Source organism: Shewanella sp. MEBiC00475 (genome assembly GCF_005234075.1).
Taxonomy (GTDB): Bacteria; Pseudomonadota; Gammaproteobacteria; order Enterobacterales; family Shewanellaceae; genus Shewanella; species Shewanella polaris.
Window position 1 is genome coordinate 2,278,715 of the sequence record NZ_CP039928.1, and the last position, 16,989, is coordinate 2,295,703.

Below are 16,989 nucleotides of genomic sequence, written 5' to 3' on the forward strand. Positions count from 1 at the left end.
GTAAAACAGTGCTTAACGCACCTTATTCTGATTCCAAGTATCCGTACTTGCTATGTGACTATCCCGGTCAGATCGTTACTTTTTTGCTATCCGTGCCGTTTTTAGTTGTTATTGGTCATCAATGACGCTTTTTTATATTCTGTTGCCGTCCTGACTACAGCTTCCGTAGATGGTCTTCAATGACTCATCGATATCTTAATTGTCTTCAATGACAATAGTTAACCATCCTTGTTACATTGTACCTTCGAGTGGTAAAAACTTCCTGTGGATGCATCCTCAACAATATGTTGGTTTTGCTGTTATTTGAATTATTCAAATAACACCTAAGGGTCACTCTGTTGTGTAAGGTAGTGCTAAATAGCATGTCGACCAATCGGTCTATTCCTTACAAATTTTACGACCAGTATTTCAAACTGAAATATCGACTCATGTTGTTATTATTAGTGAGCGGTCTCAAATTATTATTGTTATTAATTTGCTTTATTCTTATATCTTAAATGTATTCGTCCGAAATCTGCTTGATGTTGTTAGATTTATGTTCCAAACAGTTGGGTTCATCTCGGTACGGGGTGTATTTAACGATAAAAGTGTGAACCTTGTCAAGTAAAACATAAGAAGTTGACGTAAACGTTAACTTGGTAAGTAAAAAAATGGGCTCGAAAGCCCACTCTTTAATAAATAATATTCAGTACTATTATTTATTAAGACTTGAAATATATTTAGATAATACTTCTATATCAGCATCAGATAGCTTTTTCGCTACATCTTGCATCATGCCATTTAAATCATTGTGACGACTAGCATCACGGAATTTGTTTAGCTGAATTTTGATATAGTTAGCGTGTTGACCTGCGACAGCTGGGAAACCTGCAGCAGCTGCGCCATGACCTTCAGGTCCGTGACACGCAACACATGCGGTAATACCACGAGCGGCATCACCGCCTTTATACAAACTTTCACCAGCAGCGGGTACGTCAGCAACATCGGCGACAACTTTGACTTGGCTAGCAAAGAATGCAGATATGTCAGCGATGTCTTCATCACTTAGACCCATAGACATACCGATCATGATTGGGTCCATACGACCCTCTTTACCGCCGGTTTTAGCGGCTAATCTGAATTCTGTTAATTGCTTTTCAAGATATTCAGGGTGCTGGCCTGCTAATTTAGGGTACATATCAATCATGCTATTGCCGTCAACACCGTGACAGGCAGAACATACGATTGCTTTAGTTTTGCCTACTTCAGCATTACCTTCAGCCATAACTGATGATGACATTAAGGCGACTACAGACAGCGCAAGAGCTAACTTTTTCATGGCGTTCCAACTTCTAGTTAATTTATTGTCCTGAGCTTACTAGGAAGACCCGCAAGCGTGGTAAAATGTTTTTCCAAGCGCTTTAATGCTGTTTGTCATGCTCGAATAGAGCAAAATCATTTATAACGACATCACACATATCAGCGTTGCTTGGGTATATAATGTGATCAAGCTAATATTTTACACGAAAATGTGCAAAAGTAAGCAATTGTTAAAAATTTATGGTAATGCGTTGTCTAGAAGTAATTTAATTGGAGTGTAGAGTGACTGAATCTCGTATCGATTTCCGTAGGGCTAAGTTTTTAATTAGTGCGCCAGATATTGCGCATTTAGATCAGTATCTTCCTGGGGATGTCGGGATTGAGATTGCGTTCGCAGGGCGTTCTAATGCCGGTAAGTCTAGTGCGTTAAATGCGCTTACAGAACAAAAAAGTTTAGCCAGAACCAGTAAAACACCAGGTCGAACCCAATTGATCAACGTTTTTGAATTAGATGATGATCGTCGTCTAGTCGATTTGCCGGGTTATGGTTTTGCACAAGTGCCATTAGCGTTAAAAAATAAATGGCAAGAAGCGCTTGGTGAATACTTACAAAAGCGTGCTTGTTTAAGTGGCGTCGTAGTATTAATGGATATTCGTCATCCTTTGAAAGATCTCGATATGCAGATGATTGAATGGGCTGTATTAAGCAATATTCCTGTCTTAGCGCTATTAACAAAATCTGATAAGTTGACTCAAAGCGTCAAAATGAAGACGGTTAATGATGTGCGTGCAGCCTTATCTGATTTTGGTGATAAAGTGCAAGTGGAGACGCTATCGTCGCTAAAAGGAACTGGTAAGCCTAAAGTGCTGAGTATTTTAAATGACTGGTGCCATCCTGAGTGGTTAGCCGAGCAGAAGGCTGAGCAAGCTTCAGACTCAGAGTAATCGTTAGGGTGATATAGCAGATTACTCATAAGCACTAAATAGCCGGCATTTATGTCGGTTTTTTTTCGTCTGTGATAAAACTGTGGTGATTTTTAAGCAAAAAAAACCGATAACCAAACGGCCATCGGTACAAATAAATTAGCTCTTTTGGGGAGAAGCTAAATTCAACAAGACTCAAGCGTCATCAACTCAATTTGATGACTCTCAATAACCCTATAATAACCGTTTTTTTTTAAACATTAAAGTATTTACTCTAAATATTTTTAATGGTCAAAAAAAACCAAAAAAAAGCCCCAGCAACCTAAGTTGCTGGGGCGCCGAATTTGGCTAGTCACTATCGCTAGTGAAATAAAGGTTTGAAAGATTGAACATCTTAACCTCTGTACCCTACGAAAATTATAATAGCTCATACGCCTTAAAATGAAAAACTGTTTTTCATATAAAGATATAATAACTGTGATATTTGAAACAAATTGGTACTTATTTGTTAACTCGATCGATAAATATGTTGTGGTATTTGAGTCGTATTGTTTATCGATTGCTATGTTTAAGGGGCTCTCGCGGTAAAAAATACCCGCAAAAAAACGCCGTATTCCAATGAATACGGCGTTTTGTGTTTTCGTGACTGACACTATGCCAATTCAACGTAGCATAAACCAATGATTAGTGGGCTTGATCCCAATTGTCGCCAATTCCAGCCTCTGCCAATAGGGTTACGTCTAATGATGCCGCTTGTGCCATTAAATCGCACACTTTGATTTTGAGCGCTTCAGCTTGAGCTTCATCCACTTCAAACACTAATTCATCGTGTACCTGCATTATCATTGTAATTTCACCTTGAGTCTCTTGGGTGATCCACTGATGAATGAGTATCATGGCTTTTTTAATGATGTCAGCCGCCGTACCTTGCATTGGTGCGTTAATTGCCGCTCGTTCGGCCGCTTGGCGACGCATTGCATTACGATCGCGGATTTCTGGTAAGTATAAACGTCGTCCGAATAATGTAGATACATAACCTAACTCAGCTGCGATGGCTCGAGTTTCTTCCATGTATTTTAGGACACCGGGATAGCGTGCAAAATAAGTATCTATGTAGGTTTGCGCTTCGTTACGTGGAATATCCAATTGCTTAGCTAAACCAAACGCAGACATACCATAAATTAAACCAAAGTTAACTGCTTTGGCGCGACGACGTTGTTCTGTAGTCACTTCTTCAAAATGTACCCCAAAGACTTCAGCTGCAGTAGCTTTATGAATGTCTTTACCTTCAGCAAAGGCTTTAAGTAAACCTGCATCTTGAGACAAATGAGCCATGATCCGCAGTTCAATTTGTGAGTAATCGGCTGCTAAAATCTTACGTCCTGCCGGAGCGATAAAGGCTTGGCGAATACGGCGACCTTCTTCAGTACGGATTGGAATATTTTGTAAGTTTGGATCGCTTGATGATAAACGCCCGGTGGCAGCATTAGCTTGGTGGTAACTGGTATGAACTCGACCCGTCGTAGCATTGACCATAAGCGGTAGCTTATCGGTATAAGTGCTTTTTAGTTTGGCTAAACTACGGTGTTGTAGGATGATTTTAGGTAAAGGGTAATCTAGTGCTAGTTCAACTAACACTTCTTCTGATGTTGATGGTGCCCCTTTTGGGGTTTTCTTCTTTACTGGATAACCTAGTTTTTCAAAAAATAGGGTTTGCAACTGTTTAGGTGAAGCTAAATTAAACTTCTCTTCCGCTATTTCATAGGCTTTGTTTTCAAGATCATCCAGCTTTTTGGCTAATTCAACACTTTGTTGGCTCAGTAACATTGAGTCGATTAATACACCTTGGCGCTCAACGTCGGATAATATTTGAATTAATGGTAGTTCTAACTCATTAAATACACTGGCTAACTCTGGTTCTTTTTCAAGCCTTGGCCATAGATGTTGATGTAAACGCAGAGTGATATCGGCATCTTCAGCGGCATAAGGTCCGGCGACATCAAGGTGAACTTGGTTGAAAGTGAGTTGTTTTGCGCCTTTGCCAGCAACATCTTCGAAGCTAATGTTTTTGTGTCCAAGGTATTTGAGGGCTAAACCGTCCATATCGTGACGTGATGCCACTGAATTAAACACATAGGATTCGAGCATGGTATCGAAACGGACGCCTTTAAGGGTGATACCTGCGTTGGCTAAAATACTGATATCGTATTTTAAGTTTTGTCCCACTTTTTGTGGAGTATCGCTTTCAAGGATCGGGCGCAGTTTTTCAAGAGCAATGGCTTTATCAATTTGCTTTGGTGCATCTAGGTAATCATGCGCTAACGGTAAATAGGCAGCTTTGCCAACTTCGGTTGTAAATGATATACCGACAAGTTCAGCTTCCATGTAATTGAGACTGGTGGTTTCAGTATCAACAGAAATAAGTTCGGCGCTACTGAGTTTTTCAATCCATTTATCGAGTGCTTCTACAGTCAGGATTGTTTCGTATTCAGCTTCAATGATAGGTGATACTGTGATCTCTTCATCGCTATCTATACTGATGGTGCCGTGAGGTTGTTTATTATCTAATACTTCAGCTAACCAACGTTTGAACTCCATTTCAGAATAACATTTAATCAGTTCATCTCGATCTTGGGGCTTAACGTTAAGCTCATGCCAATCTTGTTCTAATTCAACATCGGTTTTGATGGTGGCGAGTTTGTAAGACAGTTTTAGCATGTCGGCGTTGTCGATAATTTTAGCCGGCATGGTTTTTGAGCCTCTAAAGCCGACATCAATGACGCTTTGCGGATCCGCTAAGATATTTTCTACACTTCCCATGCCGGTGAGCATGGCTAATGCGGTTTTTTCACCGACGCCAGGTAACCCTGGAATATTGTCTGATTTATCACCCATTAGTGCTAAAAAGTCGATTATTCTATCTGGGCTGACACCGTACTTCGTTTTGACCTCTTCAGGGCCCATAATGGTGTCAGTCATAGTATTGATTAATGTGACATGCTCATTCACTAGTTGAGCCATGTCTTTATCGCCAGTACTGATTAGTGTCGCACGGCCTTCTTTACTCGCTTGAAGGGCGATGGTGCCGATCACATCATCCGCTTCAACACCCGAAATGCAGATCAAAGGCAAACCCATTGCGTGAATGATTCTGTGTAATGGTTCTATTTGAGTACGCAAATCATCAGGCATCGGTGGGCGCTGGGCTTTGTACTCACCATACATATCGTTGCGAAAGGTTTTGCCTTTCGCATCAAAAACGACAGCAATATGACTAGGACTATAACGGCTTAATAAGCTACGAAGCATATTAACAACACCATAAACCGCGCCTGTTGCTTCACCTTTTGAATTAGTTAAATGAGGCGGCGCATAATAAGCGCGATAAAGATAAGATGAGCCATCAACAAGGATGAGCGGGTTATTAGGAATAATTGGCATAATTAATATTCGTATTCAGTATTTTGCGAGACTAATAGAATGACATTATACCCACAGCACCTCAAGATGCTTGTGAGATTGCCAATTATTTACTCAAGATAGTGTTTAATTACTGTAAATTCTGACTAGTGATGGATTGAGTGAGGTTTAGTGGGTGTTTTTATAGAGAAAAGCCAACAATCAGCCACAGTAATATGCTCTCAGCCTGTGGATAAGTCTGTGAGTTAATTAATCAACGTTGCGGGATAGATTTTCTTACGACTGGAAACGAAAATTATAACCTGTTGAATTATATGTTTTATTTTTATTTTTGTGAGCTGAATATTAATTCTAATAAATATTACTAATTTGTGGACTTTTTTATTGATGTCAGTTAAGCCACAATGGAATTTAGTGATGATTTATGGAGAAAAAACATGCAACTCCTAAATTCGACGTTCTAAGTTAGCACGATTTTTAATCAGATCAACCGTTTTGTTGGTTTTTTGTTGTAAATTTTACATTAGTAATTAAAAGTTAAGGGTGGATGTCATGAAAAAGATTGCTGTTTTATTAAGTGGCTGTGGAGTTTTTGATGGAACTGAGATTCATGAAGCTGTATTAACCTTGTTGGCGATAACGCGGGCGGGTGCACAATATCAATGCTTTGCTCCGGATATTGCCCAAATGCATGTGGTGAATCACTTAACTGGAGAGGTCAATACGGACGAAACTCGTAATGTATTAGTTGAGTCTGCTCGGATAGCTCGAGGTGAAGTCCTTAATGCCAGTATGTTAGATGTTAGTCAATTTGATGGTTTAGTGATCCCTGGCGGTTTTGGTGCCGCTAAAAATTTATCTAACTTCGCTACCACGGGTAGCAATTGCGACATTCAGCCTATTGTAGAGAGCTTTATTCGTGATTTTGCGTTAGCCCATAAACCTGTCGGTTTTGTGTGTATTTCACCTGTGATGATCCCTAATATTTATGGCAAAGGAGCCATTGGTACCATTGGGACTGATGCTGAAACTGCTCATGCATTTTATGAAATGGGCGGTAAGCATAAAAATGCCCAAGTAGAAGATATCGTTGTTGATGAAGTGAATAAAATCGTCAGCACGCCAGCTTATATGTTAGCGACATCGATTTTAGAGGCACATATTGGTATTGAAAAACTAGTCAATAAAGTACTTGAAATGGCTTAAGTTCAGTTTATAAGCATCATAAATATAAGTCGGTCAGTGTTCAAAACGAGGGTGAATAATGGTGCCAAATAGAGTGGCACCATTATCGGATGTCGGCTAAGTGGAATATGTTATTAGTGGGTTTTAACCCGTTGTGACTTTCTGCTATCAAACAACGCTTGAGCTAGACCGATACAAAGCCCGCCAATATGGGCTCCATTTGCAATAGGCATTCCCAGCACATCGGTAAAACCAAGTACTAGCCAAATGAGCATAAATCCCATGTAAGATTGCGGTAAATTAATACCACAACTGGGTTTTCGAATACCCATTAACCAAGTGTAACCAACCACAGCATAAACGACACCTGATAGCCCTCCAAAATTAGGCCCGCTTATGTAAAATTGCACGATATTAGGTATCGTGCCAGCGACGAGTAATAAGAATAGCAAGGGGCGAGTGCCTAAATTAGTTTCAACTTTACCGCCTAAATACCACCACCACAGTAAATTAAAGATGATATGCATAGCAGAAAAGTGCATTAGGCTTGGCGTGAATACCCGCCATACTTGGCTGAAGTCACTATCAGGGACTGCACTAAAAAAAGATAATTTACTGTAGATGGCATCGGCAAAACCTAGGTTCATACCTGCGAAAACGGCAACACAAGCAAAAAAGCACATCAATGTAAGTGGGCCTGCTCCTGTCATAAATTGTTGAAATAACCCCTTGGTTCCAGGACCATAGTCAAATTTGGTATCTGTCGCACCGTTATCCCAAGATGCCTGTAAATACTTATGATGATATGGATTTTTAGCAAACTCAATTAACTCGGCTCTAGCTTGGCTTTCATCGGCTGGGTTAACAATGACTAGGCCAACACCTTGAGCATGAGTCACGGCATGACATTGAATATTTAACCCTTTTAGGTAATCAATAAATGCTTGTGCAGCACGTGCATTAGGTAGTTGGCCAATTTCTATCATGAGTTAGCTAAGCTCCAGGCACTATAACCACCATCGAGACTGTAGATGTCATCAAAGCCTTGTTCATTTAAGTAGCTAGCTGCACTTTGGCTGCTCATGCCGTGATAACACACCACCACAAGCGGTTTATCCATATCAGCATCTGCAATAAAGTGGGCTAAGTTTTCATTATTCAAGTTAACAGCGTGCTCAATATGACCTGCAGCAAAACTGGCGGCATCACGAATATCGACAATTTGTATATCGCTTGATTCGCTGGACATATGGATAAGCTCATTAATAGACAGATGTTTAAAACCAGACATGATATTACCTATAAAAGTGTTCTAATAGCGATTGGCTAAACGCCAGTTTGCAACAAGGGGTTGTATAAATACAACCCCTTGTTGGTGTGCATAAGCTAGATCTTAATGATTAATCCCAGTTTAAGATGACCTTTCCAGATTGACCTGAGCGCATAGCATCAAAACCTTGCTGGAATTCATCAATACTAAAATGATGAGTAATGATAGGAGACAAATCTAGACCCGATTGGATTAAGCTTGCCATTTTATACCAGGTTTCGAACATCTCACGGCCATAAATACCTTTGATGATTAAACCTTTAAAAATGATTTTACTCCAGTCAATGGCCATTTCACCGCCAGGAATACCTAACATCGCAATTTTACCGCCGTGGTTCATGGTATCTAACATGGCGTGGAATGCCGAAGGCACGCCTGACATTTCTAAACCTACGTCGAAGCCTTCTGTCATGCCAAGCTCTTTCATGACATCTTTCAGGTTTTCTGTAGCGACATTAACTGCGCGGGTTGCCCCCATTTTACGGGCAAGATCAAGTCTATACTCATTAACATCAGTAATGACAACATGACGAGCACCGACATGTTTACATACTGCTGCAGCCATAATACCAATTGGACCTGCGCCAGTAATCAATACATCTTCGCCGACTAAATCAAACGATAATGCGGTATGTACAGCGTTACCGAATGGATCAAATATTGCTGCTAGGTCATCTGAAATATCAGCAGGGATCTTGAAAGCGTTAAAAGCGGGTATTACTAGGTATTCTGCAAAAGCACCATCACGGTTTACACCAACACCAGAAGTGTTACGGCACAAGTGAGTTCGGCCTGCACGACAGTTACGACAATGACCGCAGGTGATATGACCTTCACCTGAAACGCGATCACCAACGCTGAAACCACGAACTTCTTGGCCAAGGTCGACGACTTCGCCGACATATTCATGACCCGCAATCATAGGAACAGGAATGGTTTTTTGTGACCATTCATCCCAGTTATAAATATGGACGTCAGTACCACAAATAGCTGTTTTACGAATTTTAATTAACAGATCGTTATGACCCATTTCTGGTTTTGGTGCATCGACCATCCAGATGCCTTCTTCGGGCTTTAACTTACTTAATGCTTTCATGTTGATGACCTATTTTTAGTCTGAGCAATCTTTAGCCTGAGCTAGCTTTAACTTGAGCTATAGCTGCGCGATGCTTAATTTATTTATGGTTCAATGAACCTAAGATAGATTAGATAATGCCCATTTCTTTACCAATACGAGTAAAGGCATCAATAGCATGATCAAGTTGTTCGCGAGTATGTGCCGCCGACATTTGGGTACGAATACGCGCTTGGCCTTTAGGTACTACTGGGAAAGAAAAACCAACAACATATATATGTTCTTGCAATAAACGGTTGGCAAAATCACCAGCCAATTTAGCATCACCAATCATGACGGGAATAATGGCATGGTCTGCACCACCTAAGGTAAAACCTACAGCAGACATTTGTTCACGGAAATAACGGCTGTTTTCCCAAACGGCTTCACGTAAGTCTTGACCAGTTTTTAGCATTTCAAGCACACGGATAGAGGCGCTAACAATCGAAGGTGCTAATGAGTTTGAAAATAGGTAAGGGCGAGAGCGTTGACGTAACCATTCAACAACTTCTTTTTTTGCCGCGGTAAATCCGCCTGATGCACCGCCTAAAGCTTTACCTAGGGTACCAGTAATGATATCGACTCTGTCCATCACGTCACAATATTCGTGGGTTCCACGACCATTTTTCCCGATAAAACCTACAGCATGAGAGTCATCGACCATCACCAATGCACCGTATTTATCCGCTAAGTCACATACGCCTTTAAGGTTGGCTATTACGCCGTCCATTGAAAATACACCGTCAGTGGCGATTAAAATATTACGTGCACCAGCAGCTTGAGCAGCAATAAGCTGAGTTTCTAAGTCGGCCATGTTGTTATTGGCGTAACGGAAACGCTTAGCTTTACATAAACGCACGCCATCAATGATTGATGCATGGTTAAGGGCGTCGGACACAATAGCATCTTCAGCATCTAATAGGGTTTCAAATAAACCAGCATTAGCATCGAAGCAAGACGAGTACAAAATGGTGTCTTCCATGCCTAAAAATTCACTTAGGCTGGCTTCTAATTGCTTATGAATGTCTTGAGTACCACAGATGAATCGTACTGATGCCATACCAAAACCGTGACTATCTAAACCGGCTTTTGCTGCTTTAATAAGTTCAGGATGATTGGCTAAACCTAAGTAGTTATTAGCACAAAAGTTAATCACTTCTTCACTGTTAACCTGAATGGCAGTTTGTTGAGCTGAAGCTATGACTCGCTCACTTTTGTATAAGCCATCGGCTTTTACATCGGTAATTTGCTGGTTAATTCTGTCGTAAAAAGAGGTAGATGCCACCGGTGTTCTCCTAAATATGGTTATTATGCTTATCCAAATCACGCAGTAAAACACCGCTATAAGTGACAGGGTGCTTTGGAGTTGTTGGCATTCTAACCTTTATTTTTGCTGCTCTACAGCGTTTTTTTAAGTCGTCAGACCAACATGAATTAGTTTAGGGCTATTGGCTTATTCACATAATAAAAACTAATCGTTAACATAGTCGGTAGCTGGATTTGAGCTGTGAGAGGAAACCCTAAAAAAATCCGCTAATAACCGATTCAATAGTAGTGGGTTATTAGCGAGTTTAAAAATGTGTTACTTGAGCGCAATTAACAGTATTGGCAGCATTTACTTACTCAGCTAGATGACGTTCTTTACTGGCTATGTCTAAATAATGTTGTTCTAAACGGGAGAATGTTTCGCTTGACGTAGGAGTCTCATAAGCCTGAAAAATCATTAATATTCTTAATAAACCATCATATAAGGTGGCTTTAGTAATCGTTGATGTGCTTGATTGAGTTAATTGATAGCTAATCCAAAAGCTGACCATCATTTTAATAGTGTCAGCAAGCGCAGTGACTTTATTGTCATTTACATCAAGAAAACCGTCTTTTTTTAGTTTGCGTAAAATATTGCTTGAACGGTTAAGAACTTGTTGTTGAGCATGTAAGTAGCGAGTTTTTAGCGCATCATCACGGCTTAAAATATCTGCTAGATTGGAATACATAAATCTAAACTGCCATAAGGTATAGAACATGGCATCAAAGTAACCCATTAATAATTCAATGGTGATCGGGACATCATCATAAGGATTAAAGCCTGATTCTAAATGACTTTCATATAGGCTGAAAATGGAGTTGATTATGTCTTCTTTATTACGAAAGTGATAATACAAATTACCCGGACTAATGCCTAAATGTGCTGCAATATGGTTAGTGGTAATATTTCGTTCACCACGTTCATTGAATAGCTCTAAGCTGGCAAAAATGATTTTATCTCGGGTTTTCATGTGATTTCCATATTCATTATTGACTTATTGTCGCTCAAATAATTCCTTAAGCTGACTTAATACGAGTATGTTAACATTGTGCTTATCTGACAAGCAAAAATCGATGACTCTTCTTACATGAACCGTATTGTTTATTCTTTCTTTCTATATTTAATGTTTCCGCTGGTTATCCTCTATCTAGCATTTCGGGCGATAAAAAGTGTCGACTATCGTCATCGTTGGTCTGAACGCTTTGGTTTTACCAAGTTAATGCCAACAGATGTGTTGATACACTGTGTTTCTATGGGAGAAACGCTAGCGGCTATTCCGTTGATTAAGCAACTTATGACTGCACACCCTGATGATACATTTACGGTTACAACAACCAGCCCAACAGGGTCTGCTGAAGTGCTTAAAGCATTTGGCGATACGGTGCAACATTGCTATCTACCATTTGATTTCTCTTATGCTATCAAAGGCTTTTTACGTCAAATACAGCCTAAAGTGTGCATTATTATGGAGACTGAATTGTGGCCAAATTTAGTCTACTTTGCCGCGCGACAACAAGTGACATTGATTTTGGCTAATGCGCGCTTGTCACAAAAGTCAGCAAATAAATACGCTAAAAAACGTCGTTTGGCTGTGCCAATGCTAAACAAGCTCAACTTGATTACTGTACAAACTCAGCGTGAAGCAGAACGGTTTATTGATTTAGGTGTGGAAGCTCAACGTATACATGTGTGTGGTAGTGTAAAGTTCGATCTTACTATTGACCCTATAAAGAAACAGCACGCAATAGCACTTCGTGCAGAGTGGCATCGCGTTAACTCTCCTATTTGGGTTGCGGGTAGTGTTCATCCCGGTGAGTTTGAGGCTATTTTGACCGCCCATAAGCAACTATTAAGTCTTTTTCCTGATGCATTATTAATTATGGCACCACGACACCCAGAGCAATTTAATTTAGCCGCTATTACCGTCACCCAGTCAGGGTTGACGTTAGCTAGGCGCAGTATGAATGATGAGGTGAATGCGAAAACTCAAGTATTGCTTGGCGATACTATGGGAGAGCTAGTGATGTTATATGGCGCTGCAGATCAGGCATTTATTGGCGGCACATTAATTAATAATGGTGGTCATAATCCACTTGAACCTGCCGCGATGGGGCTGCCTGTGTATGTTGGTCCCAATCATTGGGACTTTGCTGAAATCACACAATTACTTGCTGATGCGGGTGCATTAACCTGTATTAGTTCTGCAGATGAATTAGCGCAAGAATTACAGAATAAGTTTACCGATAACAATATGTACCAATCAGCATCTACAGCGGCTCTGGCTGTGGTTGAACAAAATCGAGGTGCATTATTAAAGCAATTCACACTGATTAATAAGCTTATTGTTTAATATTTTGCAGCCAGCTATCTAAAAATAGACGCAGATTAGCGTCTATTTTTATAACCCCTCAATACAAAAGTTCGCCTTAGATTGGGTTTACGCTTTGGTAACCGGCAAGTAATTGCTGCCAATGCTGTTGACTAAATTGCAGCGTAGTCAGTTTAGCGTGTTCCTTTTTAAACGAACGTAGCAAACGATCTAAATTGGCTTGCTGCCATGTAGGGTGTTGCGTACGTAATTCACCTCTATCAAAGTCAATTAAATAGAATTTTCCGTGCGCAAGTAAGATGTTTTTTGCATTTAAATCGGCGTGATATACCCCACGTTGATGGAATTTGGCAATAGTTTCGCCTAATAAATACCATTGTGACTCAGTCATTGGGTTATGGCTTAAGTAAGCTACTAAATCATTTGCACCTGCAACATGTTCAATAATAATGTCGGCACGATACCATAAACCAAATCGTTCAACGTTAGCTGCTATGGGACGAGGAACGGCAAACCCTTCTTGATATAAGGTTTCGAGTATCGTTAATTCAGCCACCGCGCGAGTTCGTTTTAGGCCTGTATAGAGATAGGCATCTCGGCTGAATTTTTCCATCATCCCACCGCGCCAATAATGACGTAACACCCATGTTTGCGATGAGTCCGAGTTAGCAGTTTTGACAAACCATGTGGTGTAACGGCCCTTAGACTGACCCACAACGGCATTGTTGTCCCGCCAACCATCGACCGCAAAATCTTGTGGTGCTAATTGCTGGGCAGTGGTTTCACACCATGCGACATGGCCAAGTTGAGTGGTTTTTATTTGCATCTAATTATCAATAGCATTGGTTAGATTGTGGATCGAAATAACATTATACCTTAAGATCACTAACTTGCCTTAATCGCCTTATTCTTCACTCAAACATATTGGATTATCAATGAAAGCTGACTTTAGTTCGATAGGTTCATTATGTTTACTGCGTTTGTCTGCCATTGGTGATGTTTGCCATGCGGTGGCGATGGTGCAGGCTATTCAAAAACAATATCCAAACCTTAATATTACTTGGGTGATTGGTAAGGTTGAATATCAATTACTCAAGCACTTACCTGGCATTCAATTTGTTATTTTCGATAAGTCTAAAGGCTGGCGTAGCTATGTTCAGTTGCGCCGTGATTTACAAGGTCAACATTTTGATGTGTTGCTGCATATGCAAGTAGCACTTCGTGCAACCATAGCCTCATTAATGATTAACGCACGAGTGCGAGTCGGATTTGATAAGGCTAGAGGCAAAGAGGGTCAGTGGCTGGTGACAAATCATGCTGTAGAACCCTTGGCGAGGCCCCATGTATTAGATGGCTTTATGGGCTTTGCTAAAGCCATTGGTGTAGAAGACTTAACGCCAAGCTGGAACATTCCTGTACCACAAGCCGATACTGACTTTGCCAAACAATTAGTGGGTGATGATAAGGTATTAGTGATTTGTGCTGCGGCCAGTAAAGCTGAACGCAATTGGCTACCAGAACGTTACGCTGCAGTGGCTGATTATGCTGTTGTTCAAGGTTATCGGGTAATGTTGTGCGGCGGTCCAACCGCGTTAGAAAAAACCTTAGCCGATGTGATTCAATCCCATAGCCAGCAACCATTAGATAATCAAGTAGGCAAGACATCTTTGACTCAGCTACTTGCAGTGTTAAAACAAGCCAAGCTAGTGCTCGCACCTGACACCGGACCTTTGCATATGGCCGTCACTCAGGGAACACCGGTTATTGGCTTGTATGCTCATTCAAACCCCGGGCGAACTGGACCTTATTTTTATCGAGATTATACCGTGTCGGTTTATGACCAAGTCATAAAGCAACAGGTTGAAGGTGATGTAAAATGGGGGAAACGAGCCAAAGGCTCTGATTTGATGCAGATGATCTCAGTAGACATGGTCATCAATGTTATGGCTAAATTACAACAGAATGAAAAAGCTCGCTAAACATAGCGAGCTTTAGCTATTAATATTTGTGTTGAGGGTGGAATAAACCAAATACAGCACTTAAAAGTGGAATAGGTAATTTAGTTTTTCGGTATTGCTTCAACATGTACCAATGCCAAGCTTGTTGCTTAAATTTCAAGATTTCTGCTTCACTCAAGCTGTCTTTAAACATGTCGCAATAATCTATGATGTATTTTAGCTCTCTCATTGGCACTTTTTGGCGGTAGCCACGGCCTGAATAATGAATGAAATCTGCTTTTTGATAATCATCGTGCCCTAGAAGTTGCATACGGTTAAAATTAGCTTCTACACCGACGCTTTTAATGTTATCTCTTCTTATCAGATAGTTGATATAGGTTTGATCATAAAATTTAACCTCGTTGCAAATAGCCTGCATTTCTTCAATATTGGCTTTATCAAATAAGCCAGTTTCTTTTGAAACAAGGAACATTCCTGAATTGTAATAAACAATCTGATTGGATTCCTTTGGCCAGTTTACATCACCTAATACAGCATTTATTTGAGTAACCTGTTCACTACGGTCGCGATGAAGTCCCTCATTAAACATATAAACGGTATCAAGATCTGGATATTTAGAAAATATGTCCCTTGCCCATGGCGTGACGATAATATCAGCATCTAAATATAATACCCGGTCATATTTTTTGAGAATTTCAGAAATATAAAGTTTTTCTGACCAAGCCGGACTCGCATCAAATTTAGGATTGTTGACATGAATTTTATAGTGTAATTGATCCGAAACTATAACATCGGCACCTATTTTTTTTCCATAGACTTTGAAGCTTTCAACTGCTGCGCGATACATTGGATTGTCACCAATGGCGAGAGTAAAAATAGCTTTTTTCATTCCTGTTACCTCAATCTCATATCTGAGCTGTATAAAGTATTTGTGGTGACTTCAGCTTTCTATGTCAGGTGCTGAGATTCATTTTTGTATATTGTGCAAAGACGCTATCAACTGAAATATTTTCAATATAGCCTTTTCCTTCAGTGGCATACATTACATGAGAACTTGCACTTTCAGGTGGGGCCCAATACGGCTTCTTTTGACGCATCATAGCAAGCAATGGACGTTTAGCGGCAAAAGCAAAGTGTAAAATTGCAGTGTCAACTGTAATAACAAAGTCTGCATGAGCGATAAGTGAAGGAAGTTCGAAAAAGTGTTCATTAACAGTAAAAACAGCTACCTGTAAACCTGTGTTTTTAACAAACTTTTGGGTCTCAATACAGACTTGATCATAGTTTTCTGGAGTCACATTGATAATATATCTTTGAGTTTGGTCATTTTTGGATATGTTAACTATTAATTCAAAAAGTTGTGATAATTTCCAGTTTTTCTTCTCACTAGTCGATAAATGGTTGAGAAATAGTAGCTTACCTTGTTTTTTTGTATCACTAAATTGTGCTTGTAGCCAAGTACTGGTGATTGGCTCAATAGAAGGTGGCACTTTTAGTGTTGGCATTAACTGGTTTTTATTTAATGCTAATCCTGTTATTTGATTAAAAATCAAATTGTACCTATCTGTAATATGATGTGATTGTGATAAATCTTTCTCATCCAGTACAAAGGTATAATCAGAATGACGAAAAAATAGATTATTGAACCAGCCAAAAGAAGCACTTTTAGGAATACTAGAAACGATAAAGGCATCTTTACTTATTGTCCGAGCTATTTGAGAGTATTGACGACTCTTGCTAACCGTATGGCAAAAAACAATATCATATTGTCTCTTTTTAGCTTGTTCGATGTGACTTTGCATCGCTAATCTTGAATCAGTGCAACCATAAGTGATGTTAAATACACCCTCCGTCTCCATCCACTGTTGCAAAATTTTGCTACGTGATAAACGCCAACCATCAGTATTGCAACGGTTGTCATCTAACCATATGTCGAGTTCAATATGGGAGTATTGTTGCTTTAATGCAATTAAGAATGTTTTTAAATAAAGAAAATCACCTAATGCTACTGGTGATATAAATAAAAATCGTTTACATGCTTTTAATTGCTCAGTAGTAATAATCGACATAAATTAAGGGTTTTGTTAGTATTTATAATTGATAGGATACCTTGAAAAACCCTAT

14 protein-coding genes are annotated in these 16,989 nt (G+C 39.9%); 4 read left to right on the plus strand and 10 right to left on the minus strand.

All coding sequences use genetic code 11. The features are described from left to right. Positions 1-694 precede the first annotated feature (694 nt). Positions 695-1,318 carry a cytochrome c gene (locus FCN25_RS10050; RefSeq protein WP_137224295.1) on the minus strand — a complete coding sequence of 208 codons (624 nt, stop codon included), beginning with the start codon at positions 1,316-1,318 and terminating at the stop codon, positions 695-697. A gap of 263 nt (positions 1,319-1,581) precedes the next feature. Here FCN25_RS10050 and yihA point away from each other — a divergent pair, with 263 nt between their 5' ends. Then, on the plus strand, positions 1,582-2,244 hold the full coding sequence (yihA, locus tag FCN25_RS10055; protein WP_137224298.1) for a ribosome biogenesis GTP-binding protein YihA/YsxC: 663 nt from the start codon (positions 1,582-1,584) through the stop codon (positions 2,242-2,244). A gap of 663 nt (positions 2,245-2,907) precedes the next feature. Here the strand turns inward: yihA and polA are convergent. After that, a complete protein-coding gene (gene polA, locus FCN25_RS10060; RefSeq protein ID WP_137224301.1) occupies positions 2,908-5,664 on the minus strand; it encodes a DNA polymerase I in 2,757 nt (918 codons plus the stop codon). Positions 5,665-6,195: 531 nt separating this feature from the next. Here polA and elbB point away from each other — a divergent pair. Then, positions 6,196-6,849 (plus strand): isoprenoid biosynthesis glyoxalase ElbB, encoded by a 654-nt coding sequence (gene elbB / locus FCN25_RS10065; RefSeq protein ID WP_137224303.1) that lies wholly within the window; start codon positions 6,196-6,198, stop codon positions 6,847-6,849. Between the two features lie 113 nt (positions 6,850-6,962). Here the strand turns inward: elbB and glpG are convergent, their stop codons facing one another. From glpG to FCN25_RS10090, 5 genes are all read right to left on the minus strand, one after another. After that, the gene (glpG, locus tag FCN25_RS10070) at positions 6,963-7,814 is read right to left on the minus strand and encodes a rhomboid family intramembrane serine protease GlpG (protein WP_137224306.1); all 852 of its coding nucleotides are present in this window, start codon (positions 7,812-7,814) and stop codon (positions 6,963-6,965) included. Then, the gene (gene glpE / locus FCN25_RS10075) at positions 7,811-8,119 is read right to left on the minus strand and encodes a thiosulfate sulfurtransferase GlpE (RefSeq protein WP_137224309.1); all 309 of its coding nucleotides are present in this window, start codon (positions 8,117-8,119) and stop codon (positions 7,811-7,813) included. Before glpE ends, glpG begins: the two co-directional genes overlap by 4 nt. A 109-nt stretch (positions 8,120-8,228) precedes the next feature. Further along, a complete protein-coding gene (gene tdh, locus FCN25_RS10080) occupies positions 8,229-9,254 on the minus strand; it encodes an L-threonine 3-dehydrogenase (RefSeq protein WP_137224311.1) in 1,026 nt (341 codons plus the stop codon). A gap of 109 nt (positions 9,255-9,363) precedes the next feature. Next, entirely contained in the window at positions 9,364-10,557 is a 1,194-nt protein-coding gene (locus FCN25_RS10085) for a glycine C-acetyltransferase (RefSeq protein ID WP_137224312.1), read from the minus strand. Between the two features lie 334 nt (positions 10,558-10,891). Beyond that, positions 10,892-11,548: a TetR/AcrR family transcriptional regulator gene (locus FCN25_RS10090; RefSeq protein ID WP_137224315.1), complete on the minus strand. Its 657-nt coding sequence runs from the start codon at positions 11,546-11,548 to the stop codon at positions 10,892-10,894. 117 nt (positions 11,549-11,665) lie between these two features. On the opposite strand from FCN25_RS10090, the gene waaA reads away from it, so the two are divergent. Next, a complete protein-coding gene (gene waaA / locus FCN25_RS10095) occupies positions 11,666-12,928 on the plus strand; it encodes a lipid IV(A) 3-deoxy-D-manno-octulosonic acid transferase (RefSeq protein WP_137224318.1) in 1,263 nt (420 codons plus the stop codon). Positions 12,929-13,004: 76 nt separating this feature from the next. Here the strand turns inward: waaA and FCN25_RS10100 are convergent, their stop codons facing one another. Next, positions 13,005-13,733, minus strand: a complete 729-nt coding sequence (locus FCN25_RS10100; RefSeq protein ID WP_137224321.1) for a 3-deoxy-D-manno-octulosonic acid kinase — start codon at positions 13,731-13,733, stop codon at positions 13,005-13,007. A gap of 109 nt (positions 13,734-13,842) precedes the next feature. On the opposite strand from FCN25_RS10100, the gene FCN25_RS10105 reads away from it, so the two are divergent. Continuing rightward, complete coding sequence (locus tag FCN25_RS10105; protein ID WP_175405850.1) at positions 13,843-14,886, plus strand: glycosyltransferase family 9 protein; 1,044 nt, start codon at positions 13,843-13,845, stop codon at positions 14,884-14,886. 19 nt (positions 14,887-14,905) lie between these two features. Here FCN25_RS10105 and FCN25_RS10110 read toward each other — a convergent pair whose 3' ends face one another. Together FCN25_RS10110 and FCN25_RS10115 are read right to left on the minus strand one after the other, a co-directional pair. Continuing rightward, on the minus strand, positions 14,906-15,754 hold the full coding sequence (locus FCN25_RS10110; protein WP_137224323.1) for a glycosyltransferase: 849 nt from the start codon (positions 15,752-15,754) through the stop codon (positions 14,906-14,908). A gap of 64 nt (positions 15,755-15,818) precedes the next feature. Next, positions 15,819-16,934, minus strand: coding sequence for a glycosyltransferase family 9 protein (locus FCN25_RS10115; RefSeq protein WP_137224325.1), 1,116 nt, complete (start codon positions 16,932-16,934; stop codon positions 15,819-15,821). Positions 16,935-16,989 lie beyond the last annotated feature (55 nt).